The sequence below is a fragment of the Streptomyces sp. NPDC001889 genome (genome assembly GCF_053594535.1).
In genome coordinates, this window is sequence record NZ_JBSFER010000018.1 from 1,499 (window position 1) to 24,299 (window position 22,801).

Consider the following 22,801-nt stretch of genomic DNA (forward strand, 5'->3'; position numbering starts at 1 on the left):
GATCACCGTCGACGCGCGCGGCGAGATCCTCGAACTCAAGAACACCATCAACACCATGGTCGACCAGCTCTCCTCCTTCGCCGACGAAGTCACCCGGATGGCGCGCGAGGTGGGCACCGAGGGCCGGCTCGGCGGACAGGCCGACGTCAAGGGCGTCTCCGGCACCTGGCGTGATCTGACGGACTCCGTGAACTCCATGGCGGGCAATCTCACCGCGCAGGTCCGCTCCATCGCCCAGGTGGCGACCGCGGTCGCCAAGGGCGACCTCTCCCAGAAGATCACCGTCGACGCGCGCGGCGAGATCCTCGAACTCAAGAACACCATCAACACCATGGTCGACCAGCTCTCCTCCTTCGCCGACGAAGTCACCCGGGTGGCCCGCGAGGTGGGCACCGAGGGCCGGCTCGGCGGACAGGCCGACGTCAAGGGCGTCTCCGGCACCTGGAAGGACCTCACCGAGTCGGTCAACGTGATGGGCGACAACCTCACCGCGCAGGTGCGCTCCATCGCCGAGGTCACCACCGCCGTGGCGCAGGGGGATCTCTCGCAGAAGATCCGGGTGGACGCGCGCGGCGAGATCCTGGAGCTCAAGGAGACCATCAACACGATGGTCGACCAGCTCTCCGCCTTCGCGGACGAGGTCACCCGGGTCGCCCGCGAGGTCGGCACCGAGGGCAACCTCGGCGGCCAGGCCACCGTGCGGGGGGTCTCGGGCACCTGGAAGGACCTCACCGACAACGTCAATGTGATGGCGTCGAATCTGACGGGCCAGGTGCGCTCCATCGCCCAGGTCGCCACCGCCGTCGCCCGGGGCGACCTCTCGCAGAAGATCACCGTCGAGGCCAAGGGCGAGGTCGCGGCGCTCGCCGGGGTGATCAACACCATGGTCGACACCCTGTCGGCGTTCGCGGACGAGGTGACCCGGGTGGCGCGCGAGGTCGGCACCGAGGGCCGGCTCGGCGGACAGGCCAGGGTGCCGAATGTCGCGGGCACCTGGAAGGACCTCACCGACAACGTCAACTCGATGGCGAACAATCTGACCGGGCAGGTCCGGAACATCGCCCAGGTGACCACCGCCGTGGCCAACGGGGATCTGTCGAAGAAGATCGACGTCGACGCGCGCGGCGAGATCCTGGAGCTGAAGACGACCATCAACACGATGGTGGACCAGCTCTCGTCGTTCGCCGCCGAGGTGACGCGCGTGGCGCGGGAGGTCGGCAGCGAGGGCCGGCTCGGCGGACAGGCCGAGGTGGAGGGCGTCTCCGGCACCTGGAAGCGCCTCACGGAGAACGTCAACGAGCTGGCCGGGAACCTCACCCGCCAGGTGCGGGCGATCGCCGAGGTGGCCAGCGCCGTCGCCGAGGGCGATCTCACCCGCTCCATCACCGTGGACGCCTCGGGCGAGGTCGCCGAGCTCAAGGACAACATCAACTCGATGGTGGGCTCGCTGCGCGAGACGACCAGGGCCAACCAGGAGCAGGACTGGCTCAAGTCCAATCTCGCCCGTATCTCCTCCCTGATGCAGGGACACCGCGATCTCTCGCTGGTGGCGGAGCTGGTGATGGACGAGCTGACCCCGCTGGTGGCCGCCCAGTACGGGGCGTTCTACCTCGCGGACGAGAACACCGCGGGCACGGAGCTGACGCTCGTCGGCTGGTACGGCCGCCCGCCCGGGAGCGTCGCCGGCCGGTTCGGCTCGGGCGAGTCCCTGGTCGGCCAGGCCGCCCGCAGCCGCCGTACGATCGCGGCCGACGAGGTGCCGGGCGACTACGTCATCTCCTCGGGGCTGGGCGCGACGACCCCCGGCAGTCTCATCATCCTGCCGATCGTGGTCGAGGACCAGGTGCTCGGCGTCATCGAGCTGGCCTCCTTCACCGCGTTCACCCCGGTCCACCGCGACTTCCTCGGCCAGCTGATGGAGACCATCGGCGTCAACGTCAACACCATCGTCGCCAACGCCCGCACCGATGAGCTGCTCGGCGAGTCGCAGCGGCTCACCGGCGAGCTCCAGGCCCGCTCCGAGGAGCTCCAGGTCCAGCAGGACGAACTCCAGCGCTCCAACGCCGAACTGGAGGAGAAGGCCGCCCTGCTCGCCACGCAGAACCACGACATCGAGACCAAGAACCTGGAGATCGAGCAGGCCCGGCAGGAGCTGGAGACCCGGGCCCAGCAGCTCTCCCTCGCCTCGAAGTACAAATCGGAGTTCCTGGCCAATATGAGCCATGAGCTGCGCACCCCCCTCAACAGCCTGCTGATCCTGGCCCAGCTGCTGGCCCAGAACCCCACCCGCAACCTCAGCCCCAAGCAGGTCGAGTACGCCGGGATCATCCACTCGGCCGGCTCGGATCTGCTCCAGCTGATCAACGACATCCTCGACCTCTCCAAGGTCGAGGCCGGGAAGATGGACGTCCATCCGGAGCGGATCGCGCTGCGGCAGCTCCTCGACGACGTCGAGGCGACCTTCCGTCCCATGACCACGCAGAAGAGCCTCAGCTTCTCCGTCACCACTGCGCCGGGCGTGCCCGGTGAGCTGGTCACCGACGACTCCCGGCTGCGGCAGGTGCTGCGCAATCTGCTCTCCAACGCCGTCAAGTTCACCGAGCACGGCAGCGTGGAACTCCAGATCGAGCCCGCGGCGCCGACGGAGCTGCCCCAGGGGATCGACCGCGCCGGGTCCGTCATCGCCTTCCGGGTGAAGGACACCGGCATCGGCATCGCCGAGCAGCAACTCGAAGTGATCTTCGGCGCGTTCCAGCAGGCGGACGGCACCACCAGCCGCCGGTACGGCGGCACCGGGCTCGGTCTCTCCATCAGCCGGGAGATCGCCCAGGTACTGGGCGGGGTGGTCACCGCCCGGAGCACCCCGGGTGCGGGCAGCGTCTTCACCCTCTATCTGCCCGTCACCCGGGCGGGCTTCGAGGACCGGGCCGGCGACCCCGAGCTGTCCGGCCCCCCGGTCCGCGCCCAGCTCCCCGCCGCCCTGCCGCGTCAGCAGCGGCGCCTGCTCGTGATCGAGCAGCGCCCCCACGGTCTGCTCTCGCTCGTCGCCGAGAGCGCCGCAGCCGATCTCACCGCCGGGCACGACCGGGGCGACCACCAGCCCGACGCCGCCGTGGTCAGCGCGGCCGGAGCACGGGAGGCGGCCACGGCCCTGGCGGCCGAGCCGGTCCACTGCGTGGTGCTCGATCTGGAGCTCCCCGACGAGGGCGCCCTGCGCTTCCTGGAGCACATGGACGGCGACCCCGCTCTGACCGCGCTGCCCGTCCTCGCCCACAACAACCGGCGGCTGAGCGCCGCGCACGAGGAGACACTCCAGCGCCACGCCGGTGTACGGCCGCTGGAGCTGCTGTCCAGCCTGGACGAGCTGCGTGAACGGATCGCGCTCCACCTCGCCGCCGAGCAGCCCGGCAGCGTACTGCCGCTGGTCCGCGCCGAGGACACGGGCCGGCTGGCGGCGGCGCAGCCCGTCGACGCGTCCCTGGCCGAGCGCACCGTGCTCGTCGTCGACGACGACGCGCGCAACCTCTACGCGCTCAGCGGCATCCTGGAGCTGCACGGCATCCATGTCGTGCACGCGGAGAACGGCCGCAAGGGCATCGAGGCCCTCCTCCGCCACCCCCGGGTCGATCTCATCCTGATGGACGTGATGATGCCCGAGATGGACGGCTACACGGCGACGGCGGAGATCCGCCGGATGCCCGCCTACGCGGAGCTGCCGATCATCGCGGTGACCGCGAAGGCGATGCCGGGCGACCGGGAGAAGAGCCTGGCCTCGGGCGCGAGCGACTATGTGACCAAGCCGGTGGACGCGAACGACCTCATCAGCTGTGTGCGCCGCTGGCTCTCCCCCGGCGGGTGAGACGCCCGGACACACCGCACGGGCAGCCCGGTTCCCCACGACGACCTCCGGCCAGGAATCAGACATCCACGGTGAGCACCACAGACAACCCCCGCAGACCCGGCCAGACGGACCAGCCGGGCATTCCCGCCCCCTCCGCTCCCCCGGCGGAACCCACCGCCGGGGCGGGCGACGAGGTGACCGCGAGTACCCCCGTGGGGAGGCTCGCGGCGACGGTGGAACGGCTCCGGCGCGAGGTCAGGGCCGCCCAGGCCGCCGCGGACGGACGGGCCCTGGTGGAACTGGCGAAGGGCATCCTCATCGAGCGGCTGGGCTGCGGCCCGGTCCAGGCGGCCCAGCAGTTGGCCGCTCTCGCGGAACAGGCCGGCCTCACCCCGCTGGAACTGGCCGCGGACATCGTGAACGAGGCGGCCCGGGACCATCTCAGCCAGGTCGCGGCCGAGTTCCTCCACCGCACGGCCCCTGCCCCGCCCGGTGAGACGGGCCCCTCGGCCGCCGTCCGCCTGCGGACGGCCGAGAGCGGCGTCCTCGCGGCCGGCGACACCGAGGCGATGGCGCACGCGCTGCTCGACAACGCGCTGCGCCCCCTCGGCGCGTGTGCCGTGGCGATCTGGACGGCGGCCTGGGACGGCTCCTTCGCCCTGGCCGGCTCCGCCGGGTTCACCGCCGAGGAGGCGGCCCGCTGGCACCATGTGCCGCCGGGTGTCGCCACGCTCGCCCGCCGCGCCCTGGACGAGCGCGAACCCGTCGTGCTCGGCAGTCTCGCGGACACGGCGACTCCGTCCCTGGGGAGGCCGGCCTGGCCCCGGGGCGGCAGGATGGCCGTCCCCGCCGGGACCGGGGGGCGCCTGCACGGTGTGCTGGAGATCTGCTGGCCCGGCCCGCTGCCGCCGCAGCCCCCGAGGATCGTCCGCCAGATCGAGGCCCTCGCCCGGCTGTGCGCCCACACCCTGGAGTCCCGGCCCGCGGACGGCGCCCCGGGTGCCGCGCCGCAGCCCGATGTCGCCGAGCTGATCGACCTCGCGGAGGGGCTCAGCGATCCGGTGCTCCTGCTCACCCCGCACCTGGACGCCGAGGGGAACCTCGCCGACTTCCGTATCCGCCATGTCAGCAGCCGGTTCACCGACCCGGCGGGGCGTCCGTCCGCCGCGATCCGGGGGGCGCTGCTGCTGGAGGCCTACCCGCTGGCCGCCGAGGACCACGGACTGTACGAGAGGCTGGAGCGGGTCCACGCCACCGGGGAGCCCTTCCGCACCCGGCACATGAGCCTCACCGCCCTCGTCGACCAGGTCCCGCTCACCGCGGTCGCCGATGTCAGCGTCAGCCGCCACGGCGCGGCGCTGGTGCTCGTCTGGCGGGTCGAGGACGAGACCGTACGGCTGGCGAGCCTGTTGCAGCACGCGCAGCGCCTCGGGCGCATCGGCGGATTCGAGGAGAATCTGACCACCGGTGACATCATCTGGACCAGCCAGCTGTTCGATCTGCACGGCCGGCTGCCCACCGCGGCGCCGCTGTCGCTGCGGGATCTGGCCGCTCACGCCCATCCGGACGACACGGCCGCCATCGACCGGTTTCTGCACACGGTCTTCCAGTACCAGCGCCCCGCGTCGGCGACCCTCCGGCTGCGGCGCCCCGACGGCATCACCCGGCACATCCGGGTCATCGCCGAACCGGTCCTCGACGCCGGGCGGCGGATCAGCACCGTGCGCGGCGCCTACCAGGACATCTCCTCCCAGCACTGGACGGAGGTCGCCCTGCACGCCACCCGGGACCAGCTCGCGCACAGCGAGGCGGAGTCGGAGGAGCGCAACCGGCTGGCCCTCCAGCTCCAGCACGCCATCATGCCGCCCAGCCAGGGACCGCTCGATCTCACCGGTCTGAGTGTGGCCGTGCGCTACCGCCCGGCGGCCACCGGCGCGCTCGTCGGCGGCGACTGGTACGACAGTGTCGTCCTGCCCTCCCAGCACATCCTGCTCTGTGTCGGCGACATCGCCGGGCACGGCATCGGAGCGGCGACCAGCATGGTGGTGCTGCGGAACGCGCTGCGCGGGCTCGCGGTCACCGGCGCGGGCCCGGGCCAGCTTCTGACCTGGCTCAATCTCGTCGCCCACCATCTCACCGAGCAGATCACCGCGACCGCCGTCTGCGGTCTCTACGACCCCCGGACCCGGGTTCTGCGCTGGGCCCGCGCGGGGCATCTGCCACCGGTGCTGATCCGCGACCAGGAGGCCCGGACCTTCCCTCTGGGCAGCGGGCTCCTCCTCGGCGCGCTGCCGGATGTCTCCTACGACGAGCAGGAGATGCAGCTGGAGGAGGGCGACACCCTGCTGATGTACTCGGACGGTCTGGTCGAGCGGCGCGATCTCGCCCTCAACGACTCCCTCACCCAGCTCCTCACCGCGGCGGGCGGCCCCGACCGGCCCCTGGAGCGGCTCCTGGACGATCTCCTCACCCACAGCCGCTCGGACACCGACGACGACACCTGTCTCATCGGCATCCACATCACCTGACGCCCGGCGCGGCCCGGGAGCGGCCGGCCCGGCCCGGCGTCAGGTACGCCGGAAGAACTCCACCTCCGCGAGGGCGATCGGCCGCCCCCGTACGGTGCCGGAAGCGGCCCGCACCACGAGCCGGACGGAGACGACATCGCTGATGCCGGTACGGATGGTCTGCGGGCCGGGCTTGTCGGTGAGGGTCACCGTCCGGGTGCGGACCCCGCCGTCGGCGGAGGTGGTGACCAGATCGATCCGGGTGGGTCTGGCGCCCTGCCGGAACTCCTGGGGGTCCTTCGAAACGCCGGTGTGCACCACGACGCCGACCAGCCGGAACGGTCTGCCGAAGTCACTCGTCAGCGAGGCGCCGAGCGCGGGCGCTCCCCAGTACCGGTTGGTCAGCCCGTCGACGGCGGCGGTCGCCGGACGGTCCCGGGTCCAGGCGCTCGCGGTGACCCGGTCGGGGCTGATCTCCGCCGTCCCGCCGAGCTTGTCGCGGACGTCCTCGAAGAGGTGGCGTCCGGCCGGCAGGGCCAGCGAGCCCGCGAGGAGCAGCCCGGCGACCGCCAGGATCAGCAGGGTGCGCCGCAGCGCCCGGCCCGAACCGGCCCGCACCCGGCGGCGGAACGGCCACACCGTGCGCCACCAGGGCAGCGGCGGCGGCTGCTCGCGGGTGCGGAGGGGGGCGGCGCAGCGCCGGCAGAACTGGCGCTCCGGCAGGTTCGGGGTGCCGCAGGACGGGCACGCCGGGCCGTCCTGGGTCTCGTCCACCGCGCCCGGCCCGGCCGCGGGCCGCCGGGCGGCAGGCCTGGCGGGCCGCACCGCGACCACGGGCGGTTCCGGTTGTACGGGCGTGGGCGGCGACGCCGGGCGCGGCGGCGGTCCGGGGGCCGGGGCGGGCTCCGGAGCCGAGGGGGCTCCGGGCGCCGAGGAGGATTCTGCGGCCGGGGTGGGCTCCGGCCGGTCCGGGCGTGCCGGTTCCGCCGGGGGCCCGGGGCGCGGGGCGGGCGGGTCCGCGTCCCCGGGACGGGGTCCCGGGGCGGTGGGCGCACCGGTGCCGGGAGGTGCCGCGGGGGCGGTGGGTTCCGCGGCCGGACGGGGCCGTGACGCGGGGGACGACCAGGCCAGATAGGAACCGCAGTTCCCGCAGAAGTCGTCGTCGTCGCCGTTGGCGCCACCGCACGCGGGACACGGGCGCATCGCGTCAGCCTCCAGTCTCGTCCGGCGGACCCGGCAGGATCTCCACCCGGCAGATGAGGTGTACGGGGCACGAGGCCGCGACGACCGCCAGGACCCGGCTCGCGTCCACCGGCCCTCCGCGCGCCGGCCTGACCCGTACCAGCAGTTCCCCGGTCGGCGCCGGCGGCAGCTCCGTGCCCGGCTCCGACGACCAGGCGACCCCTCCGCCGTCCTGGATGTCGGCGTGCACGCCGCAGCAGAGCCGGAGGTGTTCGACCAGGCCGCGTCGGGTGCCGCGCCACCGGTGCAGTTCGACGGCGCGGGCGACGACGGCCCGGCGCAGCGCCACGGGCCACTCCGGGCCGAGGTCCGCGTCCACCCAGGACGACAGCCAGGACAGGAAGTCGGCCGGGGTGAGCGCCGGGTCGAAGTAGGCGGGCAGATTGTCCAGGGTGGAGAGCACCGGGGCGAGGACGGTGTCCAGGCCCGCCGTGAACCGCTGGGCCAGGTCGTCGTCCGCGTACAGCGCGGGCAGCAGTCCGCCGATCGGGTGGCGGCTGGCGAGCCCCGGTACCGCCGCCCTGGTCATGCGGTGCCCCCGGCCGGGCTCGCGCCGACCACGACCTGGTGCTGGTGGGAGAAGACCAGGGCGCCCGGGACGACATCGATCCACTCCGCCGCCGCCCCGCGCCGGCCGGTGATCGGGTCGGCCGCGAACAGCCGCACCTCCTCCACCAGATCCACCCCCGGCACCCCCTGGAGGACGGCGAAGACCTCGCCGTACTGCACCGGTCTGCCGAAGGGCCACCCGTCGCCCGCCGCTCCGCCCCGCAGCGGATCGATGTGGCGGAAGAGCGCCTCCAGCGCGTCCGCGCGGACGCGGTCCACATCGTCCCCGGCCGCCCTCAGCCGGGCGACCACGGTGACGCCCTGGTACGCGGGCGGTTCCACCACCAGTCTGGTGCCGACCAGCCGCCGCGCGTCGAGCCGCGCGGCGACCGCCGAGAGCACCGAGTCCGACGGGATGAGCTGCTCGAACCGCAGCCGGCCGCCCTCGTCGGCGACGGCGTCGGGCACCACCAGGACCCGTACCGCACCGCCCTCGCCCGCGACGGCGGGCAGACAGCGGACCCTGCGCAGCGAGGGCGCGGCCTCCCGGGCGATGATCTCGTGGTCCTCGGCCGTGACCGCCCGGTCCCGCACCCGGAGGACGCTGGGCGCCCGGACCTTCGCGTTCTCCAGGGTCTCGCCGTCGACCCCGCCCCACGCGGCCTCGCGGTTCTCCACACCCGCCACATAGGGCACCGAGCTGCGCAGCACGGAGATGGCGCCCCGGGCGACATTGCCGGCCGCACCACCGCCCGTACGACAGCGCGGAATCCGCAGCTCCGCGCCCTTCCCGGGCACCGCGCCGCAGGCGCGCACCGTCCCGTCCGGCTCGCGCACCTCGGGCGGGAAGGCGAACTCGCCGGCGACGGCGTCGATCCGCACGTGCCGGTCGCCGGGGGCGGAGGCGCCGAAGTGCTCCACGGCGGTCCAGACCTGCCAGCCCTCGGCGGAGGAGACCTCGACGACCGGGGGCTCCCCGTCCAGCAGCAGCGGCGCCCTGTTCAGCGAGAACCGCTGCCCGGCGACGCCCTCGGAGGTGCCGAGGGGTACGCCGGTGAGGGTCTCGGCGTGTTCGACGCCCGCCGTGCCGCCGACGGTGAAGACCTCGGCCTCCCGGATTGTCGGGGACTCGGAGTAGAACGGCTGATCGGGTTCCGGTGCGGTGACCCGGCAGCGCAGCCACCCCGCCGAGGTCCCCGCGACCACCGACTCCGTGTGTCCGGCGGGAACGAACACCAGGATCTCGCCGGGCCTGTTCAGCCCGCCGGTGGTGTCGGTGCCGGTCTCGCAGAGGACCCAGCGGGCGCCGTCCCACGCCTCCCACACCAGCGGGGGCTGCCGGGGGTCGACCCCCACTCCCTCCACCCGGCTGTCCAGGCGTACCGCGACGACGCACCGGGGGACGGCGGTGGGCAGCCCGAACAGCAGGGCGTCACCGGGCTGTGGCCTGGGCTGGAAGCACGGCACGTCCTTGCCGGCGCCGAGCGGCGCGGTGCGGTCGGTCTGGTCGCCCGTCACCGGAGCGGTGACCAGCCGGATCAGCGAACTCGGCACGATCCGCAGCTCGTCGCGGGTCGAGAAGACGACCGCCTCGTCGGCCTCGCCGCGCGCCGTGGCGACCTCGGTGCCCGCCGGGAGGCGGACGGTCTCCGGCTGGGGCGCGGAGAGCCAGAAGTCGACGTCAGCGCGGGCCGGTGACGGCGGGAAGAGGGTGATGCCCAGCAGGTCGAGGAAGGCCGAGTAGTTCTTGTCCGGAACCCGGTTCAGCCGGTACAGCAACTGGTCGACCATCTGGGCGAATGTCTCGATGAGCGTGACCCCGGGGTCCGACACATTGTGGTCGGTCCACTCGGGGGCGCGCTGCTGCACATACCGCTTGGCCTCGTCGACGAGCTGCTGGAAGCGCCGATCGTCCAGATTGGGTGAGGGCAGGGCCATCAGCGGGCTCCGGCTTCGTCGGGGCGCTCGGATGACGGGATCGTGTAGAAGGGGAAGACGAGGTTGCGCAGATCGTTGGTGGCCCGCACGGTGTAGTGCACATCGATGTACAGGGTGCCCTCGTCGGCGGTGTCGAAGGCGACCACCACATCGGCCACCTCGATCCTCGGCTCCCACCGCTCCAGCGAGGCGCGCACCTCCTGGGCGACGCGCCCGGCGGTGGCCCCGTCGCCGGGCGCGAAGACATAGTCGTGGATGCCGCAGCCGAACTCCGGGCGCATCGGCCGCTCGCCCGGCGCCGTGCCGAGCACGAGGCCGATCGCCTCCTCGATCTCCCGGTCGCGCTCGACCATGCCGATGCCGCCCGTGGGGCCGACGCGCAGCGGGAAGCCCCAGCCGCGTCCGATGAATCCGCCGCCGCTCACAGCGGGCCCCCGATCAGGACGTTCGGCGCGCCGCTCGTGATGAGCGCGCCGCAGGTGGTGGTGTCCCGCATCCGGGCGGCGGGCAGTCCGCCGATCAGCACCTGCCCGCCGGCCGCGGCGGCGGGGCTGGGGAGGATGACGTTGCCCGGCCCGAGCGCCGCGTGCGGCACGCACACGTGCAGGCTGCCGGTGACGGCGGCCGGCCGGCCGCCGATGAGCACGGTGGCGACGGCCGCGGCGGCACCCGGTGGTGGGGTGCCGATGAGGCCGCCGTGGACAGTGGTGTCGCCCGTGCGGGCCGCGGGGGGCATCGTCGCTGTTCTCCCTGTGGTGAGGACCGCCGTGCGGTGGACGGTCGCGCCGGGGTACGGATCGTCAGTTGATGCGGATCGTCAGTTGATACGGATCAGCCTGGCCTTGAGGACGGCGAGCAGTCCGCCGTCCACGGTGACCCCCGTTCTGCCGTTGACGGTCACCGAGCGGCCGTTCACGGTCACATCGCCCGTACCGGCGTCGAGTGTGATGCCGGAGGCGGAGAGGGTCAGGGAACTGAGGGCCCGGGTGCCGCCGGGCCCGTAGACCGTCAGCGCGATCTCGTTGCGCCGTTCGTCGAGCGTGACCTCCAGCCGTTTGCCACCGCTGGCCAGCCGGACCCCGGAGGGTCCGCGCGGGGCGTCGAGCAGTTCGATCCGGTTGCCGGAGCGGGACACCAGCGAACGGCGGTTGACCCTGCCGCTGGTCCGGTCGACCAGCGGCACCGCGTGGGGCGACGGCTTGTCGACGCCGTTGTAGAGGCCGCCGAGCACATAGGGGCTGTCCAGCAGCCCCTGCTCGAACCCGACGAGCACCTCGTCGTTGACCTCGGGGCTGAACACCCCGCCGCCGCCCTGGCCGCCCCACTGCACCGTGCGGACCCAGTCGGTGACATAGGTGTCGTCGAGCCAGGGGAACTTCAGCCGGACCCAGCCGCGTTCGGCCCGGCCCTCCTCGCGGATGTCGGTGACCACGCCGATCGCGAGGCCGGGCATGCGCGGGCCCCGGGCGGGCGCGTTGGCGCCGGTGGCCAGTCCCGCGAGCGAGCGGTCGGGCGCCGCGCTCACCATCACGGTGGTGCGGTAGCCGCCGTTCGGTTCGAGCACATGGTGGACGGCGGTCGCCGTGTACCGCCCGGCGAACGCCGGCCCGACATTGCCGAGGGCGACCGGCCTGCCCGCCCGCAGCTGGGGATTGCCCTCGGCGACCGCCTCGATCTCGCCGAAGCCCGCGCTCACGGACGCGGCCACGGAACCCGCCACGGCCCTGGCCTCGGCCTGGGTGCGGTACGGGGTGTCCGCCACCGTCATCCGGGCGTTCGCGCCGAACGCGCCGGCCGCCAGGGACGGGCTCATCCCCGGGGCGACGGTCGTACTGCGGATGGACTGCTCACGGGCGACCAGCCGGGTCTTGGTGTCCACGTTCCAGCCGCGCACCTCCACACTGGCCGCCCCGTCCGCGCCGGTCAGCACGGCCCGCAGGGCCAGCAGATTCCGCCCGTACTCCAGGACCATGGGGCTGCGGGTGGCGGAGGTCGCGGGCGAGGGCGCCGAAGCGGCGGGTCTGGGCCTCACGAACTCCAGCAGTCCCTTCTCGTCCACGCGCACATGCGCGCCGCTCTCGCCCGCGAGGTACTGGAGGAACTCCCAGTCCGAGACATTGGGCTGGGTGAGCTGCTTGTACATGATGGGCGCGGCCTCGATCCGTCCGCAGGCGAGACCGGCACCCGCGGCGACCTTGCGGACGATGTCCGCGGTCCTCATGTTGCGGAAGGCCACCACCTTCCGTCCGCGCTGGAGCCGGTGGGCCCGGGAGAAGGCCCGGACGACCGTGAACGAACCGGTGGTGTCGCTGTCCAGCTCGACCGCCGTGACCTCGCCGGTGAACAGCCGCTCGCGCACCCGCTCCTGCACGGTGACCACGGAGATCTTCAGCGGGGTGCCGATGGTGAGTCCGGTGGCGGTGAGCAGTTTGTGGTCGGGGTCCCGGTAGCTCAGCACGGCGGTGTCCGGCAGACCGAGGTTCTCGTCGACCACACAGCTCACCAACTGGGTCGCCCAGGCCGGTGGCAGCTCGCCGGGGGCCTCGACGATCGGATCGGCGGCGAAGGAGCGGCCGGGGGCGCTCATCGGCCCTCCTCCCCGGTGTGGTCGTCGAGTCCGGGCACGAGCAGTTCCCGGCCGGGTGTCAGCCGCGTCGGGTCGTCGATGCCGTTGGCCTCCGCGATCACACGCCACGCGGTGGCGTCGCCGTACTCCCGCCAGGCGAGCAGCGGCAGGCTGTCACCGGCGACCACCCGGTGGGTGCGGCGGGCCTCCCGGGAGCCCGATGTGGGGTTCTGCCCGGGCGGGTCGACGCTCGCCTCCTCGATGGTCAGGGAGCAGGTGGCGCGCAGCGGCTTCCCGTCGACGTCGAAGAGGGTGTACGAGACGGAGAGGCCGGCCAGTACGCCGTCGAACGAGGTCGTCTTCGACGCGCCCCAGTCGAAGCGGACCCAGGGACTGGCGGGTGTCTTGCGGGCCAGGCTCCTCGGGGTCGGCACACAGGCCCGCATCAGTTGCTCCACCGCCTTCTCCACGGAGTTGTCATGGGTGGCCGTGGCGTCCAGGAAGACCTCCAGGGAGAGTGTCCGGGGTCCGCTGCCGACGAATTCGGGCAGTGCGGACTGCCCGGCCATCCGGGAGGGGGTGCGCCGCCACTCGGTGCTCTTGCTCAGCGACAGGGTCGCGGGGTTGAACTGGAGGGTGAGCCGGGCGAGGCTGCCGCCCGGTCTGGCGCCGACGGTCGCCGGCGGTTCCATGATGGTCAGCTGGGCGCGAGCGCGGCTCGCGCGGCCCGTGGGTGCCATGGCGCTCCTCCCTCCCGGTGGTCCCCGCCGCCCGTTCCCCGCCGGGGCGCACGGCAGCAGTCCGTCATGAGGGCTCCAGCCCCTCGTGGGCGATCTCCAGCGTCTCGATCGCCGCCTGGGAGCTGGCGGGGTCGAAGGACGGCCCCTGCCAGCGCACCGGCACGATGCCGTGCACCTGCCAGCTGATGATGCGGCTGAGGTCGGGCCGGAGGGCGACGATCTCGCCGTCCTTGGGCTCGACCTGCCGGATCAGTTCGTTCAGCCATCGCGCGATCTTGAGCGTGTCGGCGGTGACCGGGCGGGTCAGGGTGATGTTGGTCCAGGTGATCCGCCCGGGCAGCTGCCAGGTGAAGCCGTTGTTGCCGCCCTCGGCGTACTGCTCCATCTCGACCTCGGCCCCCAGTCCGGAGCAGGTGTGGAAGGCGCCCAGCTCGCTGCCTCCGATCACGAGCTTGAAGAACACGCTCGTCGCGAAGATGTTGTCCGTCATGTGCCGTCCATGTGCCTTCTCTTCCTCCGCTTTCTCTTCTTCTCAGCTCGTCCCCCGCTGTTCCCGGGCGCCGGGGTACGGGGGCCGCCGTCAGCGGCGCCCGTCGTACGGCCGTCCGGCGCGCTCCCGCCCTCTGCGCAGATCAGCGCGGATCAGCCGGCTCACCGGATCGAGCAGCCGGCGGGCCAGCTCCTCGATCTCCGCCGAGGTGACCCGGGCCGGGGCCGGGGTGGGTGTGCCGGGTGTGCCGGGCCCGGTCATCGCCGAGGGTTCGGGGGGCTTCACCGGGGACGCCCGCACCGGGACACCGGTGACTCCCGCGTCCTCCGCCGCGCGCTGGACCGCGACCGCCCGCTCGACGGCCCGGGCGCCGCCGGAGCCGGCGGCCGGGGCGGGCCCACGGCGCGGGACCCGTACCGGCAGCGGCGGCGGGCGCGCACCGCCCCGAGCGGGGGGCGGGGTGCCGGTGGGACCGGCGGATTCGGGCACCACCGGCATCGCCGTCCGCTGTACGGGGACGGCGGCCGCGGCTCCCGTCCCGCCGGGCGCGGGTGGGTGCGGTCGCACGACCGGGACGGCGGGAGCCGCCGGAGGAGCGGGGGAAGGGGCGGGCTCCCCGGGCGGAGGTCCCGGCGGGCGGGCGGGGCGCGGCTCCGCGCCCGGCTTCCGCGCGAGGGGATTCGGGCCCGAGGGGTCCTGGGGGCGGAGGTCCTGCGGGCGGGGGCGGGTGGTGGGAGGGGACGGCCGCGCTGTCCCGCTCGCGCTCGGAGCCGGGGGCGGAGTCGGCCGCGCTCGCGCTGACGTTCTCCCGGTCGTCCCGCCGCGCACGGCGCGCTGGACGAGCCGCGGGAGGAAGCCGCCGGCCGCCCGGTCGCGCGCTGGGCGGTCGGGCCGTTGCGCGGGGGTCCGGTGCGGCCGGTCAGCCCGGTCCGGCCGGGGCTCCCGCGCGGGGTCCGCCGGCACAGCAGCGGACTCCGGTGGGCGCCGGGGCCCGTCGACGGGCGGGCGGGGCGAGGAGGTCCCGCCCAGGCCGGTACGGGTGGTCCGGGTGGTGCGCCCGGTGGCCGGACTGCCGGGCGCGGGCCCCGCGCCGGCCGTTCCGGTCCGGCCGGGCGGGACCGGCTCGGTGGGCCGCCGGGGCCGCCGGGGCGCCGTTCCCGGTGGAGGGGACGGACGGTGCCGCTCCGGCCGCGAGGCGTCCCGCTCCGACGGCGGCTCGGCGGGTCCCGGCTGCCGTGCCCCACGGCGCCAGACGGGTGTCACGACCGGCCGGGACCCGCCGCCCGCCGTCGCCGCCGGTGCGGCGGAGCCCATGCCGGAGCCGGTGCCCACCGTGAGGGCTCTGCCCGCGAGCAGCCCCCGCGACCGCCGCGCGACGGGCGCTGGTCCCCCGGCACCGGCGGTGGCGAGCGGGGCCGGCCGGCCCTTCCCCCGCTCCGGGGCGACCTTCCGGACACGCACCGGTGCGGGAGGGGACGGTTCCGTACGGGCGGTCCCGGCCGCGCTGCGGACAGCGGCGGTTTCCGGGGCCGGCGCGGAGTTCTGACGCACCGGCATGCGCGGGGGCCCGGGGGCCGGCTCGGCCGGTGCGGGGAGTGCGGGCGCGGCCCCTGGAACCGGCGGGCGCTGCCGGGGACCCGCGGTTCCCGGCCGGCTCCGGCGGCCGTCACCGAGCAGCGGAGCGCCGCCCTCGATCCTGGCCGTCGACGGCAGGGACGGCAGGGGGAGGCCGATCCCGCCACGGGTGCGGGCCCCTGTCCCGGAGGGCCCGTCCGGCGGTGCCGATCGCGCGGGCGGCCGGGGAGCGCCGGAAGGATTCGGGGGCTCGGGCTCCGTTCGCGATCGCCGGGCGGGCCGGGCCGGCGGGGTTCGCGGGGTGTGCGGTCCCGTGGTTCCGCCGGCCGGTTCCGTACGGTGCGCGGCGGGCGGCGACGGCGGGCGTTCCGGTGCCGGGGCCGGCCCGGGGGCGGGAGCCGGCCGGTCCGGCCGGGGCGGTTCCCGGCGTACCACCGGCTTCATCGGCTCCGGTGGGGGCGTGGTCGCCTCGGGGGTCACCGCGTCCGGAGTCCGTCGCTGGAGCACGGGAGCGACCGTGGACGGTCGCCCGGCCGGGCCGGAGGACGTGTCCCCGGAGAGGACGGCCCCGGCGGGCGGTTCCGGCGGGGGCTGCCCCAGGGCGGGGCGCACGGCTGCGGCGGTGGGTCGGCGGGAAGCGCGATCCCCCGGGGGTACGGGTTCGGAGGGTGCGGCGGGAGCCGGCCCGCCGGAGCCGGCCGGTGGCCCGGGCACGGCCGCCGGTGCGGGGGTGAGGGCGGAAGGGGTGGCCGGTGGCAGCGCGGCGACGCGCCGGAGGGGCATCGCCGGGCGGCGGGCGACGGTCAGGGACGGCCCGCTCGGCCGGGGACGCACGGCGGCGGGGAGAGTCCGCCGGAGCGGAGCCGCCACCACCGGCACGGGCGCGGGTGCGCTGTCCGCGGACGGGGGGAATCCCGGCACGACGGACGGCCCGGACACCGCCCGCTGTCCCCCACCACCACCCGAACCCGCACCCGTATCCGCCGAGGAAGGCCCGGATACCGCACCCCCGGACCGACGCGAACCCGGCACCACCAACGGCCCGGACACCGCACCCCGCTCCCCATCACCCGAACCCGAACCGGTATCCGCCGAAGAAGGCCCGGATACCGCACCCCCGGACCGACGCGAACCCGGCACCACCAACGGCCCGGACACCGCACCCCGCTCCCCACCACCCGAACCCGAACCGGTATCCGCCGAAGAAGGCCCGGGCACCGCACCCCCGGACCGACGCGAACCCGGCACCACCAACGGCCCGGACACCGCACCCCGCTCCCCACCACCCGAACCCGAACCCGGACTCGTATCCGGGGTGGCCGGGCCGTCCCCGGGGGGTGTCGTACGGCTCGTCCGCCGGTGCGGTGCCGGCTTCGCACCGGCCGTACGGCCGCCCGGCGCCCCCGTCACAGGCTCCTCCACCGGTTTGGCCCCGGCGTCCGCGCCGGGTCTGACGGCCCGCAGAAGCAGGGGCCCGCCGGCCGGGGAGGACCGGGCGCGGGCCGGGCGGGCGACTCCGTGGATCAGCCCCACCGGCGCGGACGGCAGCACCGCGTGGCCGAGTTCGCCGCCGAACGCGGGGTTCTGCCATGAGGCGAGGCCGGATCTGAAGCGCAGCCCGTCGCTCACCGCGATCGCGGACCGGGCGACCGTCGTCCGCGGCGGCGCGACCCGCCGCCAGCCGCCGTCCCAGCCCTCGCCCCCGCCCCGCTCCCCCGTCCCCCGGCCCGCCTCCGGTGCCGTTCCGCCTCCGTCGCCGTCCCCGGCGCCCGAGGCCGCGTCCGGCCGCCGCGGGCCGCGCCGGCGGAACCAGTCCCCGTATCCCACAGAATCAACCGCCTTCGTTGACGCGGGTGTTGATCCGCGCTATCTCCCGCACCCACTGCTGACGCTCGCCGTGGGTGAGGTCGAGGATGTCCTCTCGCTGCCAGTGGAAGTGGTAGGCGATGTACGCGATCTCCTCCCGCAGCCGGGGAATCGCGTACGTCACGATTCCCCCAGGCGCCCACCCGAGAGGTCCACCTCGAACGATCCGTGGCACAGCGGACAGGTCACCGCGGCGTGGGTGTGTCCCTCGCTGTTGATCCGGCGGTAGAAGTCCTGGAGGAACGCCACATCGGTGGCGTACATCCGCTCCACCACCCCGGCGTGCACATCGGTGACGGTGCCGAGCCGGGTGATCACCTGGCTCAGCAGCACCACGCTCAGATACGCCGGGTTCTCCTTCACCCGCAGATCGATCTGCGGGCGCAGTTCGTCCCGTGCCGTCGCGAGCCGCATGGTGCCGTGCCGGTGCGCCCGGCCCTCGTCGTCGACGTACCCGCGCGGGAGTTCGAACGCGAACTCCGTACGCGACTCCTCGCGGTCGCGGTCCCGTCCCGGAGCCGGCGCGGAACCCTCCTCGCGGTCGGTGGACGGCGCCGGCGCGAGGCCGTCGATGATCTCGTCGAGCCCGCCCGACCTGACGGTCCTGCGCCTCATTCGACCACGATCTCCTCGAAGGTGATGGTCACCGTCTCCGTGGCGGCGCTGGACTCTCCGGCCTTCAGCGAGGGACCCTCCCACTTGCTGGCCCACCCCTGCATCAGCTGGATGCGCCGGACCGTGGCACCCGTCGAGTCCTTGATCTCGATGGTGAGGTTCTGGCGGGCGGTGTCGACGGCGCCGTTGTTGAGCGTCTCCTTGATCCAGTTGGTGAACTCACTGCTCTGGTCGAGCCCTCGGGTGATCGTCACCTCGCCCGCCTGACGCGCGCCGGGCTGTTTGCGGATGATCTGTTTGCCCTCGGCGGTCACTTGGCGGACCTCGACGACTTCCTCCTCGACGGTCATACCGCTGACCTCCTGGATCGACTCGACGAGATAGCCGCCGAGCTGCACGCCGAAGACATGGGTGGAAAGAGCGTCGCCCTCTGCCATGGGTCTGTGTCACCTACTCCGTTCGCGGTTGCTGCCGGATCACTCGTCGACGAGGCTGGTGCTGTCGGAGAACTGCGCGAGGCGGAAGACCACGAATTCCGCGGGCTTCACCGGCGCCACGCCGATCTCGCACACGACCCGCCCGAGGTCGATCGACTCCTGCGGGTTGTTGTCACGGTCGCACTTGACGTAGAACGCCTCCTCGGCCGTGCGGCCGAAGAGGGCGCCCCGGCGCCACTCCTCGATGAGGAAAGCGGTGACGTTGCGCCGGATGCTCGACCACAGGCGGTCGTCGTTCGGCTCGAACACCACCCACTGGGTGCCCAGGAGGATCGACTCCTCCAGGTAGTTGAAGAGCCGGCGCACATTGAGATAGCGCCAGGCCGGGTCGGACGAGAGCGTGCGCGCCCCCCAGATCCGGATGCCCCGCCCGGGGAAGGCGCGCACACAGTTCACACCGATGGGGTTGAGCAGGTCCTGTTCGCCCTTGCTGAGGCGGATCTCCAGATCCACCGCGCCCCGGATGACCTCGTTGGCGGGGGCCTTGTGCACTCCGCGCTCGCTGTCGCTGCGCGCCCAGACCCCGGCGACGTGTCCGCTCGGCGGCACCAGGGTGTTGCGGCCGGTCGCCGGGTCGAAGACCTTGAGCCACGGGTAGTACACGGTCGCGTAGCGCGAGTCGAATCCGGCGTCGTCGTTGCGCCAGGTACGGGCGCGCTGGGCGGACAGCCCGGGCGGTGTGTCCAGAATGGCGACCCGGTCGCCCATCTGTTCGCAGTGCGAGATGACCGCCAGCTGCACGGTCTTGACGCCCTCGGCGTCGATGTCGCCGCGCCGGTGGGCGCTCATCAGATCCGGTACGGCGACCATGGTGACCTCGTCGATCGCCTCCAGGCCCGCGAACCCGGTCCGGGCGGCGGTGTCGCCGACGTACTCGGCCGCGTCGAGCCGGGTCACCACCCCGGTGCCGGGGGCGGGCGCGGCGGGCGCGAGGGTCAGGCTCTGCCGGTCGGGGCGGCTCTGCGCCGCACCGGGCTGTTCGGTGACCTCGATGAGCCGGGACTCGCGGGTCTGGGTGACCACATAGCCCTTGACGTTCTTGCGGGTGGAGACGTCATAGCTCTCCACGACCTTGCCCGACTGGCGCACCAGGAGCCGGAAGCGGTCCTCCGGCGGGTTCTCGCCCTCGGCGTCGGCGATCTCCACGGAGAGGTCGCCACGCGCGCCGGGCCGGGCGGAGACCAGGAAGCCGCCGATGGCGACGGGCGGGACCGCCTCGGGCGCGGACTCCCGCTCCTCGCCCTGCGCGGGGCCGCCGACGCGCACCACATAGGCCGCGCCGCCTCCGTTGGCGAAGTAGCCGTGGACGGCGGAGGCCAGACAGGTGTCGGCGGTGAAGGTGCCGAACGTCTGGACGTACTGGTCCCAGTTGGTCACCAGGGTCGGCTGGTGGAAGGGGCCGGTCCCCGAGAAGCCGACGAAGGCTGCGACCGCGGTGCCGACTCCCTCGATGGGCCGCGCTCCCGACTGCACCTCCTCCACGTAAACACCGGGGGTGAGGTACGACGGCATGCTCGCTCCTTGTCGTGGTCATTCGTTCGCCGCTCAGTCTTGTCCGGCGGCCGTGGCGGGCAGTAGGCCCCAGAGTCCTGGACGCGGGGCAACGACGCTGCCTTTCCGGGCACCCCGACGGGCGGAATCGCTGCCCCTCGCGGACCGGATGTCCCGTCCGGCGCGTCCCCGGCACCGCTCACGGACGCCCGGGGCGGCGGCGGGGGCGGGGCGGGGCTGTCGGGAATCGGCCAGAGTTCGCTGTCGGTGACGGACCGGCCGTACGGTTCCCGGTGACCGGATCAGCGCTCGCGGGCCCTCCGGGGATCTCCGGCCGGATGTCCTTCGCCCGGCCCCGGAAGTGGCGGGAAATTCCCAAGGCGTGGACTTTGGGCGTCCGCAGGGGAAAGAATCTGCCGACGACGGGCACTCCGGGTGTTCCCCGGTCGTGTTCTCCGCTGTTCTCGCCCCCTGCGGGGAAGGCGGGTGGCCCGGCGCTGTTGTCTCTACGGGGCGACATCGCTCATTATGCCGCTGACATTGAGTACCTGGTGACATTCGGAAGCCTGGGTCCCCGTTGCCGGCGTCCCCGGTTTGGCGCAGGTCACGGAAGCGGTCACAGCGGCGTTCGCCGGAATCTGGATGGGGGTGACCCAGTGGTAGTCCTGATTGCGGAAGGTCTCCAGCGCGATGGTGGTGATCTTCCGCTCCCCGAAGGAGATGGTGAGCGTTCCCTCGTCCCCCTGGAAGTTCGCCACCACGATGTCCGTGATGCCGAACACCTTCCCCTCCGGTACCCGGTAAGTGCCCTGCTTCTCGGCACCCGACCCGGTCTGCACGTCGATGGTCGCCGAACTCTGCTGAGTGCCCCCGGTGCCCTGGCCTGTGCCGGTCCCGGTGCCGCTGCCGGTGCCCGTACCGGTGCCGCCGGTGGAGGCGCCTCCGGGGGCGGCCGAACCGCCCGGAGCGGTCGTCCCCTGTCCCTGGCCCGGCCCCTGCCCGGGCCCCTGGCTCTGGCCGGGACCGCCGGCCGGGTTCTCCGTTCCACCCGGTGCCGGCTGACCCGACTGCTCGCCGCGGGCCGTCTCCTCCTTGGCGGCCACGGTCGCCGCCTGCTTCGCTGTGCTCCGCACCGCCGGCCGCACCAGCGCGAACCACGCGATGAGCAGGGCGAGCAGCGCCGCCAGGACGATCAGCAGCCACCGGGGCAGCAGGGGCATCTGCGCGAACTCGCCCGGCAGCGTCTCGGACAGGCCGGGCGGCTCGCCGCCGGTCTCCGGCCCGGAGGTCCCCGCGTCCCCGGGGCTCACGCCGTCCCCGGCGTCCCCGGCGCTCTGGGCGCTCTCGGCGCTCTCTGCGGCCTCGAACTCGAACGGCCGATCGACCGGCTCACCGAACCAGATCGGCTGGGCCCGCACGCGCAGCCGCGCCTCGGCGGACTCCCCCGGTTCCAGGCGCAGCACGTCCGGGGTGAAGGAGAGCCGGAGTTCCTCCCCGGGCTGCCTGCCGGTGAGGGCGACACCGACCGGGGTGTTCCCGCGGTTCCGCACCGAAGTGCGGAACCGGGCTCCCAGCCAGCCCCGGCGCCGGCGCGGGTCCAGATCCGCCCGCAGTTCGTGGAAGGGCTCGATGATCACAGTGGCCTCGGGAACCACCACCGTGCCGGGGCGCTCCGCCGGCAGAACGCGGACTCCGAGAGGTGTCTCCCCGGCCCGGACCTCGTGGGATCTGGGCGGCGCGAGCCGTACGGTCACCACCTCGGAGGTGCCGGGGTAGAGGGAGACCCGCGCCGGCAGGACGGTGCTCCACGCGGCGCAGTCGCCGACCACTTCGAGTGTGTAGGCCTCGACGATGTCGCTGTCGTTGCGCACGGTCAGGGGCATCGTCGCCTCGGCGCCCGGCGACACCGTCACCGTGGGCCGGTCGAGTTCGGCAGATGTGGTCACGGTGCGACGCTAGGCCGCCGTCCGGGTTCCGCAGCAGAGACGCGAGGGCAACAAGCGGGCACGGGCGGTGCCCCGGAGGCACCCCCGCACGGCGCCCCGGCGCCCGCGCGCCGGGCCCGCGCGCCCTGCCGGCGGCGGTGCGGTGCGACAGCGGCGACGACCTATCGGCTGGATGTCATTGAGGAAGACGGGCACGGAACGATGACGACGACGGACATGACGAACAGACCAGCCCGGCGCGGCCCGTACCAGGGGCCCGCGGGAGCCGAGCGCCCCACCGGGTCCGGTACCGAGAGGGCCCCGGGGGACCGGGTCTCCGTAGCCGTGTACGCGGAGGATCTGATCCTCCAGACCGGCATGGTCCACCAGCTGCGGCTCCGGCCGGAGATAGAGTTGCTGGCGGACTCCGAGGCCGACCGGGCCCAGGTCTCCTTAGTGGTCGTGGACACCCTGGGGGAGCCCAGCGTTCAGCTCCTTCACCGTCTCCAGCGCAACACCGCGACCCGGACCGGACTCGTCGTCGGCTCCTTCGAATCGGGCGCGCTCCAGACCATGATCGAGTGCGGTGTCGCCGCCGTGCTGCGGCGGGCCGAGGCCGATCAGGACCGGCTGGTCCATCTGGTGACGGCGATGGCCAACGGGGAGGGTGTGCTGCCGGGCGATCTGCTCGGCAAGCTCCTCGACCATGTCAGCAGCCTCCAGCGCACGGTCCTCGACCCCCGGGGGCTCTCGCTCTCCACCCTCACGACACGGGAGGCGGAGATGATCAGGCTGGTGTCGGAGGGGCTGGACACCGCGGAGATCGCCCAGCGGACCTCGTACTCCGAACGCACCGTCAAGAACGTGCTGCACGAGGTGGCGACCCGGCTCGAACTGCGCAACCGGGCCCACGCGGTGGGCTACGCGATGCGGCACGGGCTCATCTGAGACGGAGCGGA

Annotated in this window: 17 protein-coding genes; 3 read left to right on the forward strand and 14 right to left on the reverse strand. The window is 73.7% G+C overall.

Annotation, left to right across the window (positions count from 1 at the left end; genetic code table 11):
- Both ACWCRA_RS21460 and ACWCRA_RS21465 read left to right on the forward strand, forming a co-directional pair.
- A partial coding sequence (locus ACWCRA_RS21460; RefSeq protein WP_451068338.1) for a HAMP domain-containing protein occupies positions 1 to 3,859 on the forward strand: 3,859 nt, incomplete at its 5' end.
- 71 nt (positions 3,860 to 3,930) lie between these two features.
- Positions 3,931 to 6,369, forward strand: a complete 2,439-nt coding sequence (locus ACWCRA_RS21465; protein ID WP_451068339.1) for a GAF domain-containing SpoIIE family protein phosphatase — start codon at positions 3,931 to 3,933, stop codon at positions 6,367 to 6,369.
- Between the two features lie 39 nt (positions 6,370 to 6,408).
- Here ACWCRA_RS21465 and ACWCRA_RS21470 read toward each other — a convergent pair whose 3' ends face one another.
- The 14 genes from ACWCRA_RS21470 to ACWCRA_RS21535 form a co-directional block, all read right to left on the reverse strand.
- Complete coding sequence (locus ACWCRA_RS21470; protein ID WP_351559117.1) at positions 6,409 to 7,122, reverse strand: zinc ribbon domain-containing protein; 714 nt, start codon at positions 7,120 to 7,122, stop codon at positions 6,409 to 6,411.
- A gap of 433 nt (positions 7,123 to 7,555) precedes the next feature.
- On the reverse strand, positions 7,556 to 8,119 hold the full coding sequence (locus tag ACWCRA_RS21475) for a phage tail protein (protein WP_351559119.1): 564 nt from the start codon (positions 8,117 to 8,119) through the stop codon (positions 7,556 to 7,558).
- Positions 8,116 to 10,077 carry a putative baseplate assembly protein gene (locus ACWCRA_RS21480; protein WP_451068340.1) on the reverse strand — a complete coding sequence of 654 codons (1,962 nt, stop codon included), beginning with the start codon at positions 10,075 to 10,077 and terminating at the stop codon, positions 8,116 to 8,118. Before ACWCRA_RS21480 ends, ACWCRA_RS21475 begins: the two co-directional genes overlap by 4 nt.
- Positions 10,077 to 10,502: a GPW/gp25 family protein gene (locus ACWCRA_RS21485; RefSeq protein WP_351559123.1), complete on the reverse strand. Its 426-nt coding sequence runs from the start codon at positions 10,500 to 10,502 to the stop codon at positions 10,077 to 10,079. The genes ACWCRA_RS21480 and ACWCRA_RS21485 overlap by 1 nt, the downstream gene beginning before the upstream one ends.
- Complete coding sequence (locus tag ACWCRA_RS21490) at positions 10,499 to 10,813, reverse strand: PAAR domain-containing protein (RefSeq protein WP_451068341.1); 315 nt, start codon at positions 10,811 to 10,813, stop codon at positions 10,499 to 10,501. Before ACWCRA_RS21490 ends, ACWCRA_RS21485 begins: the two co-directional genes overlap by 4 nt.
- A gap of 81 nt (positions 10,814 to 10,894) precedes the next feature.
- The gene (locus ACWCRA_RS21495) at positions 10,895 to 12,664 is read right to left on the reverse strand and encodes a VgrG-related protein (protein WP_351559127.1); all 1,770 of its coding nucleotides are present in this window, start codon (positions 12,662 to 12,664) and stop codon (positions 10,895 to 10,897) included.
- Complete coding sequence (locus ACWCRA_RS21500; protein WP_451068342.1) at positions 12,661 to 13,383, reverse strand: CIS tube protein; 723 nt, start codon at positions 13,381 to 13,383, stop codon at positions 12,661 to 12,663. Before ACWCRA_RS21500 ends, ACWCRA_RS21495 begins: the two co-directional genes overlap by 4 nt.
- 64 nt (positions 13,384 to 13,447) lie before the next feature.
- Positions 13,448 to 13,873, reverse strand: coding sequence for a phage tail protein (locus ACWCRA_RS21505; RefSeq protein WP_351559130.1), 426 nt, complete (start codon positions 13,871 to 13,873; stop codon positions 13,448 to 13,450).
- Between the two features lie 90 nt (positions 13,874 to 13,963).
- Positions 13,964 to 14,440, reverse strand: coding sequence for a hypothetical protein (locus ACWCRA_RS21510; protein ID WP_451068343.1), 477 nt, complete (start codon positions 14,438 to 14,440; stop codon positions 13,964 to 13,966).
- A gap of 2,839 nt (positions 14,441 to 17,279) precedes the next feature.
- Positions 17,280 to 17,438 carry a DUF6760 family protein gene (locus tag ACWCRA_RS21515; RefSeq protein WP_351558581.1) on the reverse strand — a complete coding sequence of 53 codons (159 nt, stop codon included), beginning with the start codon at positions 17,436 to 17,438 and terminating at the stop codon, positions 17,280 to 17,282.
- Complete coding sequence (locus ACWCRA_RS21520) at positions 17,435 to 17,929, reverse strand: hypothetical protein (protein ID WP_451068344.1); 495 nt, start codon at positions 17,927 to 17,929, stop codon at positions 17,435 to 17,437. The genes ACWCRA_RS21515 and ACWCRA_RS21520 overlap by 4 nt, the downstream gene beginning before the upstream one ends.
- Positions 17,926 to 18,366 carry a phage tail protein gene (locus ACWCRA_RS21525; protein ID WP_153485378.1) on the reverse strand — a complete coding sequence of 147 codons (441 nt, stop codon included), beginning with the start codon at positions 18,364 to 18,366 and terminating at the stop codon, positions 17,926 to 17,928. Before ACWCRA_RS21525 ends, ACWCRA_RS21520 begins: the two co-directional genes overlap by 4 nt.
- Before the next feature lie 39 nt (positions 18,367 to 18,405).
- Positions 18,406 to 19,938, reverse strand: coding sequence for a phage tail sheath family protein (locus tag ACWCRA_RS21530; RefSeq protein ID WP_351558577.1), 1,533 nt, complete (start codon positions 19,936 to 19,938; stop codon positions 18,406 to 18,408).
- A 485-nt stretch (positions 19,939 to 20,423) separates the two neighbouring features.
- On the reverse strand, positions 20,424 to 21,863 hold the full coding sequence (locus ACWCRA_RS21535) for a COG1470 family protein (protein WP_451068345.1): 1,440 nt from the start codon (positions 21,861 to 21,863) through the stop codon (positions 20,424 to 20,426).
- Between the two features lie 201 nt (positions 21,864 to 22,064).
- Here ACWCRA_RS21535 and ACWCRA_RS21540 point away from each other — a divergent pair, with 201 nt between their 5' ends.
- Positions 22,065 to 22,790 (forward strand): helix-turn-helix transcriptional regulator, encoded by a 726-nt coding sequence (locus tag ACWCRA_RS21540; RefSeq protein ID WP_351558573.1) that lies wholly within the window; start codon positions 22,065 to 22,067, stop codon positions 22,788 to 22,790.
- The last annotated feature ends 11 nt before the right edge of the window (positions 22,791 to 22,801 follow it).